Genomic DNA, 20,864 nt, shown 5'->3' with positions numbered 1-20,864 from the left:
CCACGAGAGGGCGCATCCAGATCATGACAAAAGACGACCCCCATCCGCGCCGCCGCTCGCGCTTTGCCGCGCTGCGTGCCTCCTTCTTTACCGGGTTGATCGTCGTCGCGCCGATCGGTCTGACGATATGGCTCATGTGGACGATGGCCGGCTGGGTCGATGGCTGGGTGCTGCCGCTTGTCCCGCCCGAACTGCGCCCCGAGCGCTATATCGGCATCAATGTGCGCGGGCTCGGCGTCATCATCTTCCTTGTCTTCACCGTGATCGTCGGCTGGCTCGCCAAGGGCTTCTTCGGGCGCACGATGCTGCGCTTCGGCGAGAGCATCGTCGACCGCCTGCCCTTCGTGCGCACGGTCTATAGCGGGCTCAAGCAGATCGCGGAAACGGTGCTCAGCCAGTCCGAAGGCAAGTTCGACCGCGCCTGCATGATCGAATATCCGCGCGAGGGGCTAAAAGCGGTCGCCTTCGTCTCCTCGACCGCGAAAGGCGAGATCGCGGCGAAGGCCGAAGACGACGACCCGCTGATCTCGGTCTTCCTGCCGACGACGCCGAACCCGACCTCGGGCTTCCTGCTGTTTGTCCCGCAATCGCAGGTGACCTATCTCGACATGTCGGTCGAGGATGCGGCGAAGCTGATCATCTCGGCGGGGCTCGTCTATCCGCAGCCGAAAGAGGCGAAGCCCGCGAAGAAAACCAAGGTGAAACTTCAGTCGAACAAGGCCTGAAGATCGGTCGACGCCTCCTTGCCGATCTTGTCGGCATGGGCGTCGAGCCAACGATCCGCCGCCGCCCGGCCCGCCAGTTTCAGCTTCGCGAGCATCCCCCATTCGGGCAGGATCTTCGACTTTGCGCTCAGCTCGCCCATGACGTCGTCATCGGCGATCATATGGATCAGCACATCCTTCATCGCCCCTTCGGGGAGCCGGTCCTCCCGGATCAGCCGATGTACGAAATTGATCGCTCGCAATTCGCGCAACAGCGAGGAGTTGAAGCTGATCTCGTTGACCCGCTCGTCGATCTGCGCGGGCGTTTTCGGGATCTCGTCGCGCCAGAGCGGGTTGATCGAAATCACCACCACGTCGCGCGGATAGGCCGGTTCGAACAGCGGGAAAAGCGGCGGATTGCCGGTATAGCCGCCATCCCAATAGGCCTCGGTGCGGCCGGTTTTCGGGTCCTCGATCTCGACCGCCTGAAAAATCTCCGGCAGGCAGGCCGAAGCGAGGATCGCATCCGCCGTAATCTCTTCACCCGTGAAGACGCGGATCTTGCCGGTGCGCACATTGGTGGCCGAGACATGCAGCCGCGGCCCTTCTTCGGCGCAGACATCGCGATAGCGAAACCGTTCGACCACCGAACTCAGCGGATTGACGTAGAACGGCCCCGCGTCATAGGGCGAGAAGACCCGCGACATGCCGTCGATGAAGGCCGCCGGCGTGAATGCGTCGAACCAGCGCGTCAACGCCTCGGTGCCGGGCAGTTGCGCAGGCATCAGCCGCTCGAGCCGCAGATCGACGCTTTCGGCGACCTGGCTCCAAAGCTCATCCAGAGACGCACGCGCCCCTTGGCGACCGGCACGGGCATAGCCTGCCTTGAACGCAGCCCCGTTCAGCGCCCCGGCAGAGGTGCCCGAGATCGCCGCGTAGTCCAGCCAGTCTTCATCCAGAAAACGGTCGAGAACGCCCCAGGTGAACGCGCCATGCGCGCCCCCACCTTGCAACGCGAGGTTAATGCTCTTGCGGTTCATCGGCTCGGCCCTTTCGCTGCCTGCCTCCCTGCCGCAGAGTTATGCTGCATCGCAGCAAAAGCAAGTCCCCTCGCCGAGCGGCGCCCTTAGCCTAGCAGATCGTGGCACAATTCGAGCGCGGAAATCAGCGCATCGGCCTCTTCGCGGGTGTTGTACATCCCGAAAGACGCACGCGCCGTGGCCGTGACCCCAAGCCATTCCATCAGCGGCCCAGTGCAATGCTGCCCCGCGCGCACCGCGACGCCCCGCTTGTCGAGGATGGTCGAGATGTCATGCGGATGGGCCGGACCGTTCAGCGTGAGCGAGAAGATCGCGCCCTTATCCGCCGCGGTGCCCTGCTGGTTGAGCCAGTTCAGCCCGTTCAGTTTCTCGGTGGTGTAATCGCGCAGGTCGCGCTCGTGCTCGGCGATGTTCTCCATCCCGATTCCCATCAGGTAATCGAGCGCGACCCCCATGCCGATCTGCTGTACGATGCCGGGCGTGCCCGCCTCGAACTTCATCGGCGGCGTGTTGTAGATCACCGTATTGCGGGTGACGGTGTCGATCATATCGCCACCGCCAAGGAAGGGACGCATCTCGAGCATCCGATCGCGACGGATGAAGAGTGCCCCGGAACCACTTGGTCCGTATAGCTTATGTCCAGTGATGACGTAGAAATCGCAGCCCAGATCGTCGACATCGACGGGGCCATGAACCGCCGCCTGCGAGCCATCCACCAGCGTCGCGATCCCGCGCGTCCGTGCAGCCTGCGCGATCGGTTTCACATCGACCCGGGTGCCCAGCACGTTCGACATATGGGTGATCGCGATCAGCTTGGTGCGCGGCGTGATCGCCTCCAGCACCTTCTCGGGCGGCAGCGAGCCATCGGCCTCGGGCTCCACCCAGACCAGCTTCACGCCCTGCCGTTCGCGCAGGAAATGCCACGGCACGATATTGGCGTGGTGCTCCATCACCGACAGGATGATCTCGTCGCCCGGCTCGAGGTTCGGCGCGCCCCAGGCGTAGCTGACGAGGTTGATCCCCTCGGTCGAGCCGGTGGTGAACACGATCTGCTCTTCATCGGCGACATGCAGGAAGCGCGCGACGATCCCGCGCACGCTCTCGTATTTCTCGGTCGCGATATTGGACAGCGTATGCAACCCGCGATGCACGTTGGAATAGTCGTGCTCATACATACGGGTCATCGCGTCGATCACGACGCGCGGCTTTTGCGCCGAGGCCCCGTTATCGAGGTAAACCAAGGGCTTGCCGTTCACTTCTCGCGTCAGGATCGGGAAATCCGCGCGGATTTTTTCGATATCATACATGGAGCACCTCAGAGTGACGCGGGGTCTGCGGGCATTTGCACGAGGCCGGTCGACACCAGCACGATCCCCGCGATCATCGCCGAGCCCAGAAAGGTCAGGATAACCCCGAAGCCGGTCGCCACGGGGTTTTCGAACCCGTGCAGAACCATTGTGAACTGCACCAGCAAGTAGAACATCAGCGCCACCAGCAGCACCGACATCAGCGTGGCCGAGATCGGGAAGAAGACCATCAACACGACCTGGATCATCTGACCGATCATCAGAACGAATTCGATCCAGGTCAGAAGCAGCAGCGCATCCGGGAATTTCCCATGCCCGCCAAAGCGTTGGCCGACGAAAGACATGGCGAAGGCGCCATAGACCAGAAGCGCGCCCTGCAGCCCCACCACGGTCAGCGGCGGCGTCACCGTGCCAATATCGACCTTGGTGATGAAGCTGAACACCAGCTGCGCGAGCGTGCCGAGGATCGCGGTCATCACGACCACCAGAACCATCGCCATGAACCGCGCATTGGCGTTCAGATTCAGCCCGATCAAATCGCGCGCAACCGATTTCGGATCGGTGAAGCTACGGATAAGCCATTCTTTAAGATCGGGCTGCATCAGTTTGTTTTTCCTTCGAATTCTACCACGCGCAACGCTGCGCCCCATAGCAGGACGAAAGCTACCGTCACAAGCGCGGAGACCAGCGAAAGTTCCCCGCCGCGCCCGATGAACCCCGCCACGAGCCCTTGCAGCAGCATCAGCGGCGAGACCGCCAGAAGCGACCAGAACAGCGCGACCCGCGCACCATACCAGCTTCCCTGCCCGCCGAGGAGCCTCAGCACAAGGTGGCTCAGTGCCGCAATCGCGTAGAAGACGGGCACGGTCGCGAGCAGCGCCAGCACCGTGCCCATCATCAACCCGACCATCGGCTGGTCGGGCATCTCATGGGCGATCCGCGACAGTCGCGGCCATTGCGCGATGAAGATCACGGTCAGCGCCGCAAGCAGGAAGACCAGCGCGCGCGGCTCGGAGGCCGGGCGCGCGAGATGCTCGCGCATCACCACGCGCGGACGCCGATAGCTGCGCCGGATATCGTCTGTCGCGGACATCGCAGCGCCTCAGCCGCGATGGCGTGCAAGCCACCCTTCCAACCGGGTCAGGATCGCATCGCGGAACCGCTCTTCCTCAATCTCGTCAATGGCATCGGCCACGAAGCTCAGAACCAGAAGCGCGGTGGCTTCCTCTTCCGGCACGCCGCGCGAACGCAGGTAGAAGAGCGCGGTCTCGTCGATCGCACCAGTGGTCGAGCCGTGCGAACACTGCACGTCATCGGCATAGATCTCGAGTTCCGGCTTGGCGAGGAACTGGCTATTCTCGTCGAGCAGCAGCGACTGGCTGATCTGGTAGCCATCGGTCTTCTGCGCGCCCGGCTTCACGAGGATCTTGCCCTGGAAGATGCCCTCGGCGCCGTTCTTCAGCACTTTCTTGAAGACCTGACGGCTCTCGCCGCGCTCGGCCCCGTGGGTGATGAAGACGGTGTCGTCGTGGTGGAACTTGCCGGTCTTGCCATCGCCAAGAGCCGCGCCCGCGACATGGGCATTCGCGTCGTCGCCCACGATGTCGATCACGCATTCATTGCGCGTCAGCACCCCGTTCGAGGTCAGCGTGAAGCTCTTGAACAGACCTTCTTCCGCGACGCGGGTGAAGATCGAGGTGATCGCCCGACGCTCATGGTCGCGGCCCTGCACGCGGATGTGGTGGAATTTCGCGCCCTTGGCGACATCCACTTCCATCAGCTTGTTGAAGCGCGCGCCAGCCGGGCCGTTTTCCAGAACCGTGATCTCCGCGCCCTCTTCCAGCTTCACGAGGTGATGCAGGATCGGGTCGGAAGTCTCTGATTCATGGGTGTAAATCAGGCTCACGGGTTTCTCGGCGGCACCGGTCACGCGGATCAGCACACCATCGGTGGCGGACGCCGTGTTGAGCGCCGCGAAAGGACGTTTCACTGGGTCCTGACCGTTGGTTTCCAGCGTGCCGTAAAGGCTGCTGGCCCAGTTCACGTCGGGCGCATCGGCCAGACGCAGGATCTCAACGCCGGACATCGACAGATCGTCGGAGGCTTCGGCATCGAACACGCCGTCGCGGAACACGATCTTCAGACGATCGATCTCGCCGAAGATTTCCGGCTCGTCATCGCTGAACGGCGCTGCGGGCACCGGATCGGGCGCGATGAAATCGGTCGGGTTGGTCCAGCGCCAGTATTCATCGCGACGGCCCGGCAGGCCCATCGCGTTCAGACGGTCCAGGGCGGCGCGGCGTTGCGGCCCGAACCCGTCGGGCAGAGAAACGCGCGCCAGCCGCGTCTCGGCGGGGGTCATTTTCTCGACTGCCGACATTACGCCATCACCTCCGAGATCCCGTGTTTCGCGAGCAGGTCGGCATAGCCGTTCTTCTCGACTTCGAGGGCCAGCTCCGGCCCGCCGGTCTCGATGATGCGGCCATCCGCCATGATGTGGACGACATCGGGTTTGATGTGGTCGAGCAGGCGCTGGTAGTGGGTGATCACGAGGAAGGAACGGCCCTCGTCGCGCAGCGCGTTCACGCCTTCGGCCACTAGACGCATCGCGTCGACATCGAGGCCGGAATCGGTCTCGTCGAGGATGCACATCTTCGGCTCGAGGATCGCCATCTGCAGGATTTCGTTACGCTTTTTCTCACCGCCCGAGAAGCCGACATTGACCGGGCGCTTGAGCATATCCGCGTCGATCTTGAGTGACTTCGCTTTGCCGCGCACCAGTTTCAGGAAGTCGCCAGCGGAGATTTCCTCCTCGCCGCGCGCCTTGCGCTGCGCGTTGAGCGCGGTGCGCAGGAAGGTCATGTTGCCGACGCCAGGGATTTCCACCGGGTATTGGAAGGCGAGGAACAGGCCTGCCGCCGCGCGCTCTTCGGGCTCGGAATCCAGCAGGTCGGTGTCGTTGAGATGCGCTTCGCCTTCGGTGACCTCGTAGCCATCGCGACCCGAGAGCACATAGGACAGCGTGGACTTACCCGAGCCGTTCGGCCCCATGATCGCATGGACCTTCCCGGACTCGACGCTCAGGTTGACGCCCTTGAGGATCTGCTTGTCCTCTTCTTCCAGTTTGACGTGCAGGTTCTTGATATCAAGCATGGTTCTTCCTCAGGATACGGTTACAGCGGTGCCGGAGGCCGACACCATGAGCATGGATTGGCCGACGACCTCGTAGTCGAGATCGACGCCGACAACGGCATTCGCGCCCAGCTCGCGGGCGCGGTCTTCAAGCTCGCCGAGCGCCGTGGCGCGCGCGTCTTGCAATTTGGATTCGTAAGCGCCGGAGCGGCCGCCGATGATATCGGTGACTTGCGCGAAGATATCGCGGACGACATTGGCGCCCATGATGGCTTCGCCCACGACGATGCCATGATAGGTCGCGATCGGGCGACCCTCGATGCTGGTGGTGGTGGTGACGATCATGCGCGCTCTCCCGATTGGCGACCCTTGCGGGCCGCGGCGGGCGTGCGAAGGGTCAGAAGCGGATGGTGGTCTCGGCGTAGCGCAGGGTGCGCGGCTCGAATTGCGCGGTCTGCTGCTCCACCCAGTCGGGCGTGAAGGCGAGCGCCGCCATGTCCGGTTGCCAGAAGGCGATATTGTGCAGCCCCACGAAGGCCAGCGCGACGCCCAGCAGCTGCACCGCCATCAGTTTCACCGACGCCAGCCGCAGCATCATACCCAGCCCGAAGGCCGTCAGCACTGCCGCAACCACGAGGACCAGATCCGGGTTGGAGCCCACTTTCTCGGCCAGTTCCGGCGTCAGAAAACGCATTTTCAGCGCGGTGACGACCATCATTCCGATCGCGCCGACCATCAGCGCGGGCAGGACCTTGAACACGGCCAGCCGCGAGTGACGCGGCTTGGCGATGACCTGACGCAGCATCGCTGAATCGTTGGCCACCCAGGCTTCCTGATCCCCGATATGCAGCTGAATCCGGCCCTTCGCCGATTTCCGCGTTTTCTCGATCCGCGCGAGGCGATCGTTGAAGCTGGCGCTCGATACCGTCATGGCCCTCACCTATCCATTTGGACAGGTTAAGACATGCATAAGAATTATGCCCGAAATGCGGCAGATCCTCGGCAATTTCGATATTTGCGCGCGTGAAGATCACCCGACGCTCCCCTCCAGCGAGATCGCCACAAGGCTTTGAGCTTCCATCGCGAATTCCATCGGCAGCGCCTGAAGGACTTCGCGGCAGAACCCGTTGACGACAAGCGCCACGGCCTCTTCCTCGTCCATCCCGCGGGCGCGGCAGTAGAACAGCTGATCGTCATCCACCTTCGAGGTGGTGGCCTCGTGCTCGACCCGGCTCGAGTTGTTCTTCACCTCGATATAGGGAACCGTGTGCGCGCCGCATTTGTCGCCGATCAGCAGCGAGTCACATTGCGTGTAGTTGCGCGAGTCGGTCGCTTTCGGGTGCATCGAGACGAGACCGCGATAGGTGTTCTGCGCCTGACCGGCCGAGATCCCCTTCGACACGATCCGCGAGCGGGTGTCCTTGCCCAGATGGATCATCTTGGTGCCGGTATCGGCCTGCTGCCAGTTATTCGCGATGGCGATCGAGTAGAACTCGCCCTGGCTCTCATTGCCGCGCAGGATGCAGGACGGGTATTTCCACGTGATCGCGGAGCCGGTCTCGACCTGCGTCCACATCACCTTGGCGCGGTCGCCGCGGCAATCGGCACGCTTGGTGACGAAGTTGTAGATGCCGCCCTTGCCGTCTTCATCGCCCGGGAACCAGTTCTGCACCGTGGAATATTTCACCTCGGCATCTTCCTCGACGATGATCTCGACCACGGCCGCGTGCAGCTGCGCAGTGTCGCGCTTGGGCGCGGTGCAGCCTTCGAGATAGGACACATACGAGCCCTTGTCGGCGATGATCAGGGTGCGCTCGAACTGCCCGGTGTTTTCCGCGTTGATGCGGAAATAGGTCGACAGTTCCATCGGGCAGCGCACGCCCGGCGGCACGTAGACGAAGGAGCCGTCCGAGAACACGGCCGAGTTCAGCGCGGCGTAGAAGTTATCCGCCTGCGGCACGACCGAGCCGAGATATTTCTTCACCAGCTCCGGGTGTTCCTGGATCGCTTCCGAGATCGAGCAGAAGATCACGCCCGCCTCGGCCAGCTTGTCCTTGAAGGTGGTCCCGACGGAGACGGAGTCGAACACCGCGTCCACCGCGATCTGGCGATCTTCGAGGTTGATGTCTTCCGCGCCTTCGACGCCCGCGAGGATCATCTGCTCCTTCAGCGGAATGCCGAGCTTCTCATAGGTGGCCAGTAGCTTGGGATCGACCTCGTCGAGCGATTTCGGCTTCTCGACCATGCTTTTCGGGCGCGCGTAGTAATACTGGTCCTGAAAATCGATTTCCGGAACCTTCAGCAGCGCCCAGTTCGGCTTGGGCATATCTTCCCAGCGCGAGAAGGCCTGCAGACGCCATTCGGTCATCCACTCGGGCTCTTTGTTTTTGTCCGAGATGAGGCGGACGATATCCGTGTTCACGCCTTTGGGCGCGTATTCCATCTCGATATCGGTGTCCCAGCCGTATTTGTAGGTGCCCATATTCTGGACGGTCTCGACCGTCTCGCGATCGACGCCCTCACGTACTTCCACCTGATCAACGCCCGCCATATCCGGCTCTCCCATCTCTTACCCGCGCCGTGCGCGGTGTTTCGCTTCGCATTTCAGCCAGTGTTCGGCGAAACGCATGACATCTTCTTCGCGGCTCTGCGGCCCCAGCGAGACCCGCAACGCCGATCCCGCCTCGGTTTCCGAAAAGCCCATTGCGACCAGCGCAGCAGAGCTTTTGACCTTCCCGCTTGAACAGGCGGAGCCTGCGGAAACCGCGAACCCGCCCAGGTCCATCTGCATCACCTGCGTCTCGCCCTTCCAGCCGGGCGTGATGAAGCAGGAGGTGTTCGGAAGCCTGTGCGATTCATTCCCGACAAAAATAGTCTCGCTTGCCCGATCCGCAATGGCGTTTTCTAGAATGTTTCTAAGTTTTTCGATCTCGCGCCAGATTCCGCCCTCAAGATCACGCGAGGCGGCTTCGGCTGCCGCACCGAAGCCCGCAATGCCGATCAGGTTCTCCGTGCCGGCCCGCCGACCCATCTCCTGACCGCCGCCTTTGAGCTGCGCCGCGATATCCGTGCCGCGCTTCACGATCAGCGCGCCGACGCCCTTCGGCCCGCCCAGCTTATGCGCCGAAACGATGCCGCAGGTGGTGCCGAGCCAGTTGAACGCAAATGGGATCTTGCCGAAGCCTTGGGTGAGATCGCTCAGATACAGCCCCTCGGGCAGTTCCTGCACCACGCCGGTCTCGGAATTGGCCAGCTGCAGGGCCGAGTTTGCGGGATCGGTGACGGTGATCCGCCCTGCCCGATCCACAGGCAGATCCTCGATGCACCAGCTGCGGATCGCGTCATGCTCGACGCCCGCGCAATGCACCTCGCGCCCAGACAACGCCAGCGCCGCGGCCTCGGTCGCGCCGGAGGTGAAGATCACATCCTGCCCCTCGGCCCCCAATGCGGCGGCGACCTGAGAGCGCGCGCGCTCCATCAGCGCCTTCGCGGCACGCCCCTCGGAATGCACGGAGGACGGGTTGCCCACCACATCCATCGCCTCGATCATCGCCTGACGGGCCTCTGCCCTCAGCGGCGTTGTCGCGTTCCAATCGAGATAGCTGCGCGCCATGATACGCTCCGCTTGGTTAGGTGTCGGATAGCTGCGGCGGGGATAGGGCAGCCGCGCCCCAGAAGAAAGGGCGCGCCTTCGACTTGGCAAAAATATCCCCCGCGGAGCGTCCGCGAGAAGCCATCACGCCCCGGCGGTCGGAGTTACTCGTCGACGACCGAAAACAGGCTCGGCACGGCCGGACAGGGTTTCATGCGGTTCTTCACCACATCATCCAGCGTCGTCTGGTGCAGGAAGACGAAGACCTGCGCCGACAGGCTCTCCCACAACCGGTTCGCCATCGACTGCGCCCGCGAGCCCGAGATCGCCCCTGACGCGCCAGCGCCGACATGCATCGCCGAGACGGTCTCGTCCACGGCCTCGAAAATCTCCGAGATGCGGATCTCCGACGGGCAGCGCGCCAGCCGGTAGCCGCCGCCCGGGCCGCGCACCGAATTCACCAGCCCCGCCCGGCGCAGCCGCACGAAGAGCTGCTCCAGATAGGGCAGCGAGATATCCTGACGCTCCGACAGCGCCGCCAGAGAGGTCCGGCTGCCTTCGCCCGCCAGCGCCAGATCAACCAGCGCGACCATCGCGTAACGGCCTTTCGTCGACAGTTTCATGCACCCTCCTCGGCCCGAGACCCATCCGAACCCGTATTTAGCCGAAAATCGGCCCGAAAACACCGCCCGCGCAGGAGTGAATCATTGCTAAAGCATTGACGCAAGCGCGAGGGCCGATTACCTCCACCAATGCCCGATCTCCCGGCATGGCGCCGGGGGAGGCTTTCTCCTAGGCCAGCCGCGCCGACCCGTCAAGAAAGGCAGGAGCGCAGGCGCCCAAGGAACCCAGAGCTGGCGCAATAAAAACGAGAGACGATGCCCGAAGTCATTTTTCCCGGTCCCGAAGGTCGCCTCGAGGGGCGCTACCACCCGCAGCCCGCACCCGACGCGCCGATCGCGATCATTCTGCACCCCGATCCGCAATTCGGCGGCACGATGAACAACCGCGTCGTCTATAACCTGCACTACGCCTTCTACAAAATGGGCTTCACCGTTCTGCGCTTCAACTTCCGGGGCGTGGGCCGCAGCCAAGGCGAATACGATCAGGGCGTGGGCGAATTGTCCGATGCCGCCTCGGCGCTGGACTACCTGCAGACGATGAACCCCAACTCGAAGCATTGCTGGGTCGCGGGCCACTCCTTCGGCGCGTGGATCGGCATGCAGCTTCTGATGCGCCGTCCCGAGATTACCGGCTTCATCTCCGTTGCCCCGCCCGGCCCCTCGTCGCCCGGCCCCGGCAATTACGACTATTCCTTCCTCGCGCCCTGCCCGTCCTCGGGCCTGATCATCAACGGCACGAACGACCGGATCGCGCAGCCCAAAGAGACCGAACAACTGGTCTCCAAGCTGCAGGAGCAGAAGGGCATCACGATCACCCATGAGGTCATCGAAGGCGCGGATCACTTCTTCAAGAACGAAGAAGCCCATATGCAGCCGATGATCGAAACGGTTCAGACCTATGTCCGCCGCCGCCTGACGGAGGGCACGCGCTAATGGCGCTGATCGACGAACTCGCCGAAAAGCTCGCCACCGACACGATGGAGGCGATGCGCAAATACGACGACGAACGCCTCTTCATGGAGGTGAGCAACTATATCGGCACGTCGTCGCCCTCGCTGCAGGAGGCCTATATCACGGCCTGTCGCCTGCATATGGCCGAGCAACGTGGCCGCGAATTCTTCGAGCGCAAGCTGGTGGAACTGGAAAAGCGGGCGCAGGCAGCGGCGAAGACACCGGATTCCGGGACCGGATCATGAGCCCGGGGGCCGCGCGCGTCGTTTTCGCGGCAGCCCTCTCCCTCGCCCTGTCGCTGATCATCGCGACAGGCTTTCATGCAAGCCACATGATTTGCGACGGAGAGTGGAGCGGCGCGTCGTCGCGCGGCGCGGCGCTGGTCATGGGCCTCGGCGAACTCCTCGCAAACCCGATGCATCTGATCCTCGTTGTGGCCCCGCTCTGGCTGGGCTGGACCGGGTTGCTGCTCGCGGCCGCAAACCGCGCGATCCCGCCGGTTCTGGGGATGGGCATCGTCGTCTTTTCGATCCTCGCCACGGTCCTGTTCTACGCCTTCGCGGCGCCGAACCTCGACTGTTCCGGCTACACCGACCGCGCGATGAGCTGGCGCGCCGGCGGTCTCTTCGCCTTCGTGGCGCTGCTTCTGCTTCTGCCCCGGCTCTGGAGACGTACATGACCCGGCTCGATCAGCAATTCACCTTCCTCGCCGAGGCCGAGAAACTGAAATCGGTGACCCGTGCGACGCCGATCCACGACGCCTCGCGCCCCGAAAACTCGGGCGAGCATAGCTGGTCGCTCGCGCTCTATGCGCTGACGCTGGCCGAACAGGCACCCGAAGGCGTCTCGATCGACCGGGTGATCCGCATGCTCCTGCTGCACGATCTGGTCGAGATCGACGTGGGCGATGTGCCGATCCATTCCAAGGGCGGCACGGCGCATGGCGCGGAAGACATCCTGAAAGCAGAAGCCGCCGCCGCCGAACGTATCTTCGGGTTGTTGCCCGGGGATCAGGGAGCGCAGATGCTGGCGCTCTGGCAGGAATTCGAGGCCAACGAGACCCCCGACGCGATCTTCGCGAAATCGCTCGACCGGGTGCAGCCTGTGCTGCTCAACCACCAGTCGGGCGGTGGCTCGTGGATCGATTACGATGTCAGCTTCACCCAACTCGAAGAGCGCATCGGCACCAAGATCGCCCGCGGCGCGCCTGCGGTGTGGGACTGGGTACGGGATCGGGTCGAAGGCTGGTTCGCCGCACGCAGCTAAGCCACACTCGGCCCTTGCCCCCTATTCCGAGGCGTTCCTCCGGGATTTCGCGGAACCTCCGTATACAATCGCATACCGTCTAGCCAAGCGCATCTGAATCGGGTAAGAGGCAGCAAACCGAGGCTTCAACCGAAGAGGGCTGTGCCATGAGCGACAAGAACACTCCTGACATCATTTACACCAAGGTCGACGAGGCCCCGGAACTGGCGAGCGCATCGCTGCTGCCGATCGTGCGCAAATTCGCGCAAGCGGCCGGGATTTCGGTCGGCACCAAGGATATCTCGCTCGCGGGCCGTATCCTCGCCACCTTCCCCGAAGCGCTTACCGAAGAGCAGCGCCAGTCGGACGATCTGGCATGGCTCGGCGATTACGTAAAGACGCCGCAGGCCAACGTCATCAAGCTGCCGAACATCTCGGCCTCGGTGCCGCAGCTCGTCGCCGCCGTGCGCGAACTGCAGGGTCAGGGCTACGCCCTGCCCGACTACCCGGAAGAGCCGAAGACGGATGAGGAAAAAGCCGTCCGCGCGAAATACGACTCGATCAAGGGCTCGGCCGTGAACCCGGTGCTGCGCGAGGGTAACTCGGACCGCCGCGCCGCCGCTGCCGTGAAGAAATTCGCGCAGAACAACCCGCACCGCATGGGCGAGTGGACCGCCGACAGCAAGACCCGCGTGGCGACCATGTCGGAGGGCGATTTCTTCTCGAACGAACTCTCGGCCACCCTGCCGAAGGCATCCACCGCGAAGATCGTTCTGGAAGGCGCAGATGGCGAGACCGTTCTGAAGGACGGCGTGAGCTATCCCGAAGGCACCGTGGTCGATGCGACCTACATGTCCGCTGACAAGCTCGACGCGTTCCTCGCCGAGGAAATCAGGAAGACCAAGGACGAAGGCGTCCTGTTCTCGCTGCATATGAAAGCGACGATGATGAAGGTCTCCGACCCGATCATCTTCGGTCATGCGGTGAAGGAATGGCTCAAGCCGGTCTTCGAGAAATACGGCGACAAGATGAAGTCGCTCGGCGTCGATCCGGCTTCGGGCATGGGCGACCTGCTGGAGCGCGTCAAAGGCGAGCCGGAAATCCTCGCTGCGATCGAAGAGGTCCGCGACCAGCGCCCGCCGATGTATATGGTGAACTCGGACAAGGGCATCACCAACCTGCACGTGCCCTCCGATGTCATCATCGACGCCTCGATGCCCGCGCTGATCCGCGCCGGCGGCAAAGGCTGGGGCCCGGACAACAAGGAACACGACTGCGTCTGCGTGATCCCGGACAGCTCCTACGCACCGGTCTACGATGCGACGATCGAGTATTTCAAAGCCAACGGCAAACTGAACCCCGCTACCGCGGGCACCGTTCAGAACATCGGCCTGATGGCGCAGAAAGCCGAGGAATACGGCTCGCACCCGACCACCTTCGAGATCCCGACCGACGGCACCGTGAAGATGGTGCTCGACGACGGCACGGTGCTGCATTCGCATGACGTGAAGAAGGGCGATATCTGGCGTTCGGCTTCGGCCCGCAAGGCGCCGATCGAAGACTGGGTGAACCTCGCCATCGACCGTCAGAAGGCGACCGGCTACCGCGCGATCTTCTGGCTCGACGAGACCCGCGCCCACGATGCGGAGCTGATCTCCTTCGTGAAGCCGATCCTGGAGGCCAAAGGCGTGGCCGACAAGTTCGAGATCATGGCCCCGCGTGAGGCGACCATCGCCTCGCTCGAGACTATCACCAAGGGCGAGAACACCATCGCGATCACCGGCAACGTGCTGCGCGACTACCTGACCGACCTGTTCCCGATCCTCGAGCTCGCCACCTCGGCCAAGATGCTCTCGATCGTGAAGCTGATGCAGGGCGGCGGTCTGTTCGAGACTGGCGCTGGCGGCTCGGCGCCGAAACACGTCCAGCAGCTGGTGGAAGAAAACCACCTGCGTTGGGACTCGCTGGGCGAATTCTGCGCATTGGGCGAGAGCTTCAAGTTCTTCGCCGACCAGACCGATAACGCGAAAGCGCGCGTGCTGGGCGAAACCGTCGAGACCGCGACGCAGGGCATTCTCGACAATGACCGTTCGCCCTCGCGCAAGGTCGGCGAGCCCGACAACCGCGCCAGCCACTACTGGTTCGCCCGCTACTGGGCCGACGCGCTGGCCGCACAGTCGAGCGATGCCGAGCTGGCCGCGGAATTCGCCCCCATCGCCAAGGCGCTGGCTGATGGCGAAGCGAAGATCGTGGCCGAACTGGCAGAGGTTCAGGGCAAGCCCGCCGATATCGGCGGCTACTACCACGCCGATCCGAAAAAGCTCGCAGCGGTGATGCGCCCGAGCGAAACGCTCAACGCCATCATCGGCTGAGAGCACTGAGACAGAGGGGGCGGCGCGGGCCGCCCCTTTCGATTCCCGGCCTCCCCGGAACACAAACCCGTGAATTTTGGAAGGAACGCGCATGACCAAGATCAAGGTAGACAACCCCGTCGTCGAACTCGACGGCGACGAGATGACCCGCATCATCTGGGACTTCATCAAGCAGAAGCTGATCCTGCCCTATCTCGATATCGACCTGAAATATTACGACCTCGGCATCGAGAGCCGCGACGCGACCGACGACCAGATCACCGTCGATGCGGCCGAGGCGATCAAGCAATACGGCGTCGGCGTCAAATGCGCGACGATCACCCCCGACGAGGCGCGGATGGAGGAATTCAACCTCAAGCGCATGTATCGCTCGCCCAACGGCACGATCCGCAACATCCTCGGCGGCGTCATCTTCCGCGAGCCGATCATCTGCAAGAACGTCCCGCGCCTCGTTCCGGGCTGGACCAAGCCGATCGTCGTGGGCCGTCACGCCTATGGCGACCAGTACAAGGCCACCGATTTCCGTTTCCCCGGCAAGGGAACGATCACGCTGAAATTCGTGGGCGACGACGGCGAAGTGATCGAGAAGGAAGTGTTCAAGGCCCCCGACGCGGGCGTCGTGATGGGCATGTACAACCTCGACAAATCGATCATCGACTTCGCGCGGGCCTCGCTGAACTACGGTCTGCTGAAGGGCTGGCCGGTCTATCTCTCGACCAAGAACACGATCCTCAAGGCCTATGACGGGCGCTTCAAGGATCTGTTCCAGCAGGTCTTCGAGGAAGAATTCGCCGAGAAGTTCAAGGAAGCTGGCATCTGGTACGAGCACCGCCTGATCGACGACATGGTGGCGTCGTCGCTGAAATGGTCGGGCGGCTATGTCTGGGCCTGCAAGAACTACGATGGCGACGTGCAGTCGGATACGGTCGCGCAGGGCTTCGGCTCGCTGGGCCTGATGACCTCGATCCTGATGACGCCCGATGGCCAGACGGTGGAAGCCGAGGCCGCCCACGGCACGGTGACGCGTCACTACCGCCAGCATCAGCAGGGCAAGGAAACCTCGACGAACTCCATCGCCTCGATCTTCGCCTGGACCGGTGGCCTGAAGCACCGCGCCAAGCTCGATGGCAACGCGCAGCTCCAGACTTTTGCGGAAACGCTCGAGAAGGTCTGCGTGCAGGCGGTCGAAGACGGTCACATGACCAAGGACCTCGCGCTGCTCGTCGGCCCCGATCAGAAGTGGCTGACCACGATGGGCTTCCTCGAGAAGATCGACGAATACCTGAACAAGTCGCTGTCGCTCTGAGCGCTGCGAGATGGACTGAGGAAGGCGGGGATCTCCCCGCCTTTTTTCGTTTCTGGCACGGGGCGACCAGCCCCGGGCCGCGCCCGACCTCCCCCCCGGGGAGGGCGCATTGGCGAAGACATCGCAGGCACGACCGACACACGGGCTTGCACGATAAAGCACCAAGCCACGAACGAGGCACAGCGCCCACCCGAGGTCGGGCGCGTCCCTCCGTTTGGGATGGGCCAGGCGCATCACACGCCCGGCCCTTTCTCTCACCGCATCATGCTCCACGGCTCTGGCGGAGGCTCGGCGGGCCCGAGCCCGATATCTCTGCGCAAGTGGTCGCTGAGCTGCCCCGCATCGAGCGGGCGCGGTTTGCCGCCGCGCGCGATCAGCGCGAACAGCGCCGCGCGGAGAACTTTGCCTGCGCCGAACTTGGCGATGGCGGCTTCGATGGTGAATGCGTCGCTCGGACGCTCGAGAGTCTGGATCATGTCATGTCCCGGCGCGGGACCATCCCCGCAACCGGCCTTTCGTCTACTGATGTGAAAGAAGACCCGACGGGGACCGCGAGAGCGCGGCCAGGATGCGTCACGACAGGATCGGGACGCGGAAATCGGGTCAGTTTGCGGGAGTGGAGCCTAGGCTCCGGGGCGTATCGGGAGGGTCAGTCCTGGCGTCGTGCGACGCGAGTGGTGCCCGAAAAACCGATACGGGTTTCGCACTGCGATGCGAGGGCTTGGCGATATGACATCATGGCGGCCCTCCTCTTGTCTTGGGCATTGCGAATGGCGCCAATTGGCCCGATCCCGAAAGCGGCGGCAACTCACGCGACTGTGATCCGCAGGTATTGGAGCACCTCTGTTGCCGATGCGCCTCAGTTCTTGCGCTTGGCGTTGCCGCGTGGCATCTGAGCGCCATGAGCGATACCCGTATCCAAGACCCGCACCGCCACACCCTGCCCGAGGACACCCAAGGGCTTCTCACCGGCACTTTGTTGGTGGCGCTGTCGGTGTCGCTGCTGCATGGCGCGGGGCTGTTCACCGGTCAGATCGCGGGCCTGTCGCTGGTGCTGTCTTACGTCACCGGATGGAGCTTCGGCGCGATCTTCTTCACGCTCAACCTGCCCTTCTACTGGCTGGCCTTCCGCCGGATGGGCGCGCGGTTCACGGTGAAGACGGTGCTCTCGGTCGCGCTCCTGTCCGGATTTACCGAAATATTCCCGCATCTTCTGAGCTTCGCGATCCTTCACCCCGGCGCGGCCGCCGTGCTGGCGGGCGTGACCGCAGGCGCGGGCCTTCTGGCGCTGTTCCGCCACGGTGCGAGCCTTGGCGGCGTGGGGATCGTGGCGCTTTATCTGCAGGACAAGACCGGTTTCAAGGCGGGCCGCACGCAGATCCTGTTCGATTGCGGCGTGTTCCTCTTCGCGCTCTTCGTGCTGCCGCTCGACAAGGTGCTGTGGTCGCTGCTGGGCGCGATGGTTCTGAACGTGATCATCCTGATCAACCACCGCCGCGACCGCTATATCGCCACCTGATCCGGGCGTGATCTGCGGGCAACGGGTCCGCGCACCCTGCCCCGACCCTTTCGCGCGCTGCAAAGCCGACCTGCGCCCAGCGATTTGGTAGGTCAGCCATTATGCCCTATTATTAGGTCATGACCACTGACGCACATATCACCGCCGACCAGATCGCAGCCAAAGAAGCGACCCGTCCGCATTACTCGAAGCTCGAGGATCTGCAGGGCCTCGTCGTGGCCGCGGCCCAAGCCGCGCTGGGGATCCACCTGCTGCGCGCCGCGGGCCTCGTGACCGGGGGCACTGCAGGTGCCGCGCTGATCCTGTCCTATATCACCGGGTTCAGCTTCGGGGTTGTGTTCTTCGTGATCAACATCCCCTTCTACGCCTTCGCCTATTACGCGCGCGGTGCAGGCTTTGCGCTGAAAAGCCTCGTGACCGTGACGCTCGTCTCGCTCATGGCCGAGGCGCTCAAACCCGTGCTGCATGTCGCGGAAATCCACCCCGCCGTGGCCGCCGTGCTGTTCGGCATTTCGGCAGGCGTCGGCCTTCTCGGCCTCTTCCGCCACAAGGGCAGCCTTGGCGGTGTCTCCATCGTCGCCGTGATCCTGCAAGACAAGTTCGGCTTCCGCGCCGGCTGGACGCAGTTGATCCATGACCTGTGCCTGTTTGTCATCGCGAGCTTCATCCTCGCGCCGCCGCTGGTTCTCTACTCGCTTCTGGGCGCGCTGGTGCTGAACTTTATCGTCGCGATGAACCACCGACGCGACTGGTATATCGCCGAGTGATCCGGCAAAGTGCCGGGCATGTTCAACACCTACCTCTTCCTGCTCATCGCGGTCGCCTTCGAGACCTTCGGCTCGGCCTGTCTGCAGGCGAGCCAGCAATTCACGCGGTTCTGGCCGACGGTGGGCGTGGCGGTGGGCTTCATCGGCGGGCTTTATTTCTTCACGCTGGTACTGAAGGTGCTGCCGCTCGGGATCACCTATGCGCTGTGGTCCGGGATCGGCATGGTTCTGATCGCGGGCGTGGGCTGGCTGATGTTCAATCAACGGTTGGATTTGCCCGCGCTGATCGGTATCGCGCTGATTCTGACGGGGATCATCGTAATCAACCTGTTCTCGAAATCGCATTTCCACTGACGTGATGCCGCATCGCGGCGGGATTGCCGCGCTGGGGGCTAGCCGAGAGGCAATCTTTCCTTTATGGGCGGGGCAACTCAAGAACAGGACGACCTCCCATGGACCTTCGCAACATTGCGATCATCGCTCACGTGGACCACGGCAAGACGACGCTCGTGGACCAGCTTCTGCGCCAATCGGGCGCTTTCCGTGAAAACCAAGCCGTCGCCGAACGCGCGATGGACAGCAACGACATCGAACGCGAACGCGGCATCACCATTCTCGCCAAGGCCACCTCGGTCGAGTGGAAAGGCACCCGCATCAACATCGTCGACACCCCCGGCCACGCCGATTTCGGCGGCGAGGTAGAGCGTATCCTGTCGATGGTGGACGGTGTTGTGCTGCTGGTGGACGCGGCCGAAGGCCCGATGCCGCAGACCAAATTCGTGACCTCGAAGGCGCTCGCGCTCGGCCTGAAGCCGATCGTGGTGCTCAACAAGGTCGACAAGCCCGCAGCCGAGCCCGATCGTGCGCTCGACGAGGTGTTCGACCTCTTCGCGAACCTCGACGCCGATGAAGAGCAGCTCGACTTCCCGCACCTTTATGCCTCCGGCATCGGCGGCTGGTGTGACGAAGAGCTGGACGGCCCGCGCGAGAACCTCGACGCGCTGTTCGACCTGATCCTGAAGCATGTCGAGCCGCCGAAGCAGGAATTCCGCGCCGACGAGCCCTTCCAGATGCTGGCCACCACGCTCTCGGCCGACCCGTTCATCGGGCGCATCCTTACGGGCCGCATCGAGGCGGGCACGCTGAAAGTCGGCGATCAGCTCAAGGCGCTGTCGCGCAAGGGCGACCGCATCGAAGCCTTCCGCTGCACCAAGATCCTCGCCTTCCGTGGTCTGTCGCAGCAGCCGATCGACGAAGCCGTCGCAGGCGACATCGTCACCGTCGCGGGCATGACCAAGGCGACCGTGGCCGACACGCTCTGTGCGCCCGAAGTCGACACCCCGATTGACGCACAGCCGATCGATCCGCCGACGATCTCGGTGACCTTCGGCATCAACGACTCGCCGCTCGCTGGTAAGGACGGCTCGAAGGTGCAGTCGCGCATCATTCGCGACCGCCTGATGAAAGAAGCCGAAACCAACGTCGCGATCCGCGTCGAAGACACCCCCGGCGGCGACGCCTTCGTGGTCTCGGGCCGTGGCGAACTTCAGATGGGCGTTCTGATCGAGAACATGCGCCGCGAAGGGTTCGAACTGTCGATCTCGCGCCCGAAGGTGATTTTCCGCGAGGAAGACGGCCAGCGCATGGAGCCGATCGAGGAAGTTATCATCGACGTGGATGAGGAATATTCCGGCGTCGTGATCGAGAAACTGACCGGCTACCGCAAGGGCGAGCTGGCCGAGATGCGTCCCGCTGAGGGTGGCAAGACCCGCATCGTGGCCCATGTCCCGTCGCGCGGCATGATCGGCTATCAGGGCGAGTTCCTGACCGACACGCGCGGCTCGGGCGTGCTCAACCGCCTGTTCCATGGCTGGACACCTTACAAGGGCCCGATCGACGGCCGCCGTCAGGGCGTGCTGATCTCGATGGAGAATGGCGTATCGGTCGCCTACGCGCTGTGGAACCTCGAAGAACGCGGCAAGCTGTTCATCGGCGCGCAGGAGCAGGTCTACACCGGCATGATCATCGGCGAGCATTCGCGCGAGAACGATCTTGAAGTGAACCCGCTCAAGGGCAAGAAGCTGACCAACGTCCGCGCCTCGGGCACGGATGAAGCGGTCCGCCTGACCCCGCCGACGCGGATGTCGCTCGAGGAAGCCATCGCCTATATCAACGATGACGAACTCGTCGAGGTCACGCCGAAATCGATCCGCCTGCGCAAACTGCACCTCGATCCGCACGAGCGTAAGCGCGCCGCGCGCGAAGCGTGATCGGTTGCGGCCCACGCCGCACCGGAACACCGCAAG

Annotated in this window: 23 protein-coding genes; 11 read left to right on the top strand and 12 right to left on the bottom strand. The window is 63.3% G+C overall.

Translation table 11 applies throughout. The features are described 5' to 3' along the window. The first annotated feature begins 23 nt into the window (after positions 1–23). Complete coding sequence (locus BMI85_RS11610; protein ID WP_078540889.1) at positions 24–725, top strand: DUF502 domain-containing protein; 702 nt, start codon at positions 24–26, stop codon at positions 723–725. Here the strand turns inward: BMI85_RS11610 and BMI85_RS11605 are convergent. The 11 genes from BMI85_RS11605 to BMI85_RS11555 form a co-directional block, all read right to left on the bottom strand. After that, complete coding sequence (locus BMI85_RS11605) at positions 707–1,744, bottom strand: patatin-like phospholipase family protein (RefSeq protein WP_078601389.1); 1,038 nt, start codon at positions 1,742–1,744, stop codon at positions 707–709. The two genes, BMI85_RS11610 and BMI85_RS11605, sit on opposite strands and share 19 nt — an antisense overlap. Positions 1,745–1,830: 86 nt before the next feature. Beyond that, complete coding sequence (locus tag BMI85_RS11600) at positions 1,831–3,051, bottom strand: cysteine desulfurase (protein WP_078601388.1); 1,221 nt, start codon at positions 3,049–3,051, stop codon at positions 1,831–1,833. Between the two features lie 8 nt (positions 3,052–3,059). Next, on the bottom strand, positions 3,060–3,653 hold the full coding sequence (locus BMI85_RS11595) for a YIP1 family protein (protein ID WP_158522163.1): 594 nt from the start codon (positions 3,651–3,653) through the stop codon (positions 3,060–3,062). Continuing rightward, positions 3,653–4,144 carry a Yip1 family protein gene (locus BMI85_RS11590; RefSeq protein WP_078571056.1) on the bottom strand — a complete coding sequence of 164 codons (492 nt, stop codon included), beginning with the start codon at positions 4,142–4,144 and terminating at the stop codon, positions 3,653–3,655. The genes BMI85_RS11595 and BMI85_RS11590 overlap by 1 nt, the downstream gene beginning before the upstream one ends. Positions 4,145–4,153: 9 nt before the next feature. Then, positions 4,154–5,431 (bottom strand): Fe-S cluster assembly protein SufD, encoded by a 1,278-nt coding sequence (sufD, locus tag BMI85_RS11585; RefSeq protein ID WP_078601387.1) that lies wholly within the window; start codon positions 5,429–5,431, stop codon positions 4,154–4,156. Next, a complete protein-coding gene (gene sufC / locus BMI85_RS11580; RefSeq protein WP_075774850.1) occupies positions 5,431–6,204 on the bottom strand; it encodes a Fe-S cluster assembly ATPase SufC in 774 nt (257 codons plus the stop codon). The genes sufD and sufC overlap by 1 nt, the downstream gene beginning before the upstream one ends. Positions 6,205–6,213: 9 nt before the next feature. Next, positions 6,214–6,528, bottom strand: coding sequence for a heavy metal-binding domain-containing protein (locus BMI85_RS11575; RefSeq protein WP_078601386.1), 315 nt, complete (start codon positions 6,526–6,528; stop codon positions 6,214–6,216). Positions 6,529–6,580: 52 nt separating this feature from the next. Continuing rightward, complete coding sequence (locus BMI85_RS11570; RefSeq protein WP_078540878.1) at positions 6,581–7,114, bottom strand: hypothetical protein; 534 nt, start codon at positions 7,112–7,114, stop codon at positions 6,581–6,583. A gap of 99 nt (positions 7,115–7,213) precedes the next feature. Further along, on the bottom strand, positions 7,214–8,734 hold the full coding sequence (gene sufB, locus BMI85_RS11565) for a Fe-S cluster assembly protein SufB (RefSeq protein ID WP_078601385.1): 1,521 nt from the start codon (positions 8,732–8,734) through the stop codon (positions 7,214–7,216). A gap of 18 nt (positions 8,735–8,752) precedes the next feature. After that, positions 8,753–9,796: a cysteine desulfurase family protein gene (locus BMI85_RS11560; RefSeq protein ID WP_078601384.1), complete on the bottom strand. Its 1,044-nt coding sequence runs from the start codon at positions 9,794–9,796 to the stop codon at positions 8,753–8,755. 143 nt (positions 9,797–9,939) lie between these two features. Continuing rightward, a complete protein-coding gene (locus BMI85_RS11555) occupies positions 9,940–10,398 on the bottom strand; it encodes an Rrf2 family transcriptional regulator (protein WP_078520720.1) in 459 nt (152 codons plus the stop codon). A 255-nt stretch (positions 10,399–10,653) separates the two neighbouring features. On the opposite strand from BMI85_RS11555, the gene BMI85_RS11550 reads away from it, so the two are divergent. The 6 genes from BMI85_RS11550 (at position 10,654) to BMI85_RS11525 (ending at position 16,272) form a co-directional block, all read left to right on the top strand. Then, complete coding sequence (locus BMI85_RS11550; RefSeq protein ID WP_078601383.1) at positions 10,654–11,331, top strand: alpha/beta hydrolase; 678 nt, start codon at positions 10,654–10,656, stop codon at positions 11,329–11,331. Further along, entirely contained in the window at positions 11,331–11,594 is a 264-nt protein-coding gene (locus tag BMI85_RS11545) for a hypothetical protein (RefSeq protein WP_198453180.1), read from the top strand. The genes BMI85_RS11550 and BMI85_RS11545 overlap by 1 nt, the downstream gene beginning before the upstream one ends. Next, positions 11,591–12,028 carry a hypothetical protein gene (locus BMI85_RS11540; protein WP_078601382.1) on the top strand — a complete coding sequence of 146 codons (438 nt, stop codon included), beginning with the start codon at positions 11,591–11,593 and terminating at the stop codon, positions 12,026–12,028. Before BMI85_RS11545 ends, BMI85_RS11540 begins: the two co-directional genes overlap by 4 nt. Further along, entirely contained in the window at positions 12,025–12,615 is a 591-nt protein-coding gene (locus BMI85_RS11535) for an HD domain-containing protein (RefSeq protein ID WP_078550295.1), read from the top strand. Before BMI85_RS11540 ends, BMI85_RS11535 begins: the two co-directional genes overlap by 4 nt. Positions 12,616–12,761: 146 nt before the next feature. Beyond that, a complete protein-coding gene (locus BMI85_RS11530) occupies positions 12,762–14,966 on the top strand; it encodes an NADP-dependent isocitrate dehydrogenase (protein ID WP_078601381.1) in 2,205 nt (734 codons plus the stop codon). A gap of 91 nt (positions 14,967–15,057) precedes the next feature. After that, positions 15,058–16,272, top strand: coding sequence for an NADP-dependent isocitrate dehydrogenase (locus tag BMI85_RS11525; RefSeq protein WP_078550291.1), 1,215 nt, complete (start codon positions 15,058–15,060; stop codon positions 16,270–16,272). Between the two features lie 254 nt (positions 16,273–16,526). On the opposite strand, the gene BMI85_RS11520 is transcribed toward BMI85_RS11525, so the two are convergent. Then, positions 16,527–16,748 (bottom strand): hypothetical protein, encoded by a 222-nt coding sequence (locus BMI85_RS11520; RefSeq protein ID WP_078540864.1) that lies wholly within the window; start codon positions 16,746–16,748, stop codon positions 16,527–16,529. 425 nt (positions 16,749–17,173) lie between these two features. On the opposite strand from BMI85_RS11520, the gene BMI85_RS11515 reads away from it, so the two are divergent. The 4 genes from BMI85_RS11515 to typA all read left to right on the top strand — a co-directional run bounded on the left by BMI85_RS11515 (position 17,174) and on the right by typA (position 20,828). Next, positions 17,174–17,791, top strand: a complete 618-nt coding sequence (locus BMI85_RS11515; protein ID WP_078601380.1) for a YitT family protein — start codon at positions 17,174–17,176, stop codon at positions 17,789–17,791. Between the two features lie 119 nt (positions 17,792–17,910). Further along, positions 17,911–18,558: a YitT family protein gene (locus tag BMI85_RS11510; RefSeq protein WP_078601379.1), complete on the top strand. Its 648-nt coding sequence runs from the start codon at positions 17,911–17,913 to the stop codon at positions 18,556–18,558. Between the two features lie 18 nt (positions 18,559–18,576). Next, positions 18,577–18,912, top strand: coding sequence for an SMR family transporter (locus BMI85_RS11505; RefSeq protein WP_078601378.1), 336 nt, complete (start codon positions 18,577–18,579; stop codon positions 18,910–18,912). 98 nt (positions 18,913–19,010) lie between these two features. Continuing rightward, positions 19,011–20,828 carry a translational GTPase TypA gene (gene typA / locus BMI85_RS11500; RefSeq protein ID WP_078540857.1) on the top strand — a complete coding sequence of 606 codons (1,818 nt, stop codon included), beginning with the start codon at positions 19,011–19,013 and terminating at the stop codon, positions 20,826–20,828. Positions 20,829–20,864 lie beyond the last annotated feature (36 nt).

It is taken from the genome of Thioclava sp. DLFJ4-1, assembly GCF_002020145.1.
Lineage (GTDB): Bacteria > Pseudomonadota > Alphaproteobacteria > Rhodobacterales > Rhodobacteraceae > Thioclava > Thioclava sediminum.
The sequence above is the reverse complement of the archived record's forward strand: the minus strand, read 5'-3'. Positions and strand labels throughout refer to the sequence as shown.